We start from the raw sequence: 688 nt of genomic DNA on the forward strand, positions 1-688 counted from the left end.
AGACCGGAAGAGGGCAGCGGTGTTAGGCGGCCGTTGTGTGGGCTGGGGGATGTGTATACGGGGCGGCGGTGGCGGGCGGCGGCGATCCGGTCGGCGGCTGCGGGTGAGGAGCCGGTGCTGGCGGGGCGCCGCCCGGCGTTCCCGCCGGTGTTCGACCGGGAGCTGCCCTACGACGCGCGGGAGCGGATGATCCAGGACGCGATGGCGCTGCGGTCGCTGGGCGAGGTGGCGCGCGACCTGGAGGAGGTGCTGGAGTCGGTGGGGCACTGGGCGGCGGGCTGCGACGACGCGCTGTGGGAGGAGGAGCTGCCCGACCCGCGCCCCTACGGCCCGCCGGGCCCGCCGCGTCCGCTGGCGGACCTGCTGGCGGGCTGACGCGGCCCGCTGGCCCACATCGAGTGGCACCTGGACCGCCTCACCGACGAGCCAGACCTCCTCGTCGTCGCCGCCCGGCGGGTGCGGCGGGGTGGGCGTCGGTCACTTCGGCGGTGAGGAGGGTGCCGTCCAGGCGCAGGGCGAGGCGGACGGGGCCGGTGCCGTGCACGACGGCGTTGGTGACGAGTTCGTCGACCATGAGGACGATGTCGCCGGTGTCGGCGGGGTCGGTGACGTGCCAGTGCCGCAGGGCCGCGGCGGTGAGGGCGCGGGCGCGGGACGCGGCGCGGGCCTGGGCGGGCAGGTCCCAGGA

At 76.9% G+C, this 688-nt stretch carries 2 protein-coding genes; one reads left to right on the top strand and one right to left on the bottom strand.

Annotated elements, in window-relative coordinates; translation table 11 throughout:
- The first annotated feature begins 51 nt into the window (after positions 1-51).
- Positions 52-375, top strand: a complete 324-nt coding sequence (locus tag HUX53_RS38745; RefSeq protein WP_176408243.1) for a hypothetical protein — start codon at positions 52-54, stop codon at positions 373-375.
- Positions 376-415: 40 nt separating this feature from the next.
- Here the strand turns inward: HUX53_RS38745 and HUX53_RS38750 are convergent.
- A partial coding sequence (locus HUX53_RS38750) for an ATP-binding protein (protein ID WP_176408244.1) occupies positions 416-688 on the bottom strand: 273 nt, incomplete at its 5' end.

It is taken from the genome of Actinomadura sp. BRA 177 (assembly GCF_013372625.1).
In the GTDB taxonomy this organism is placed as follows: Bacteria; Actinomycetota; Actinomycetes; order Streptosporangiales; family Streptosporangiaceae; genus Spirillospora.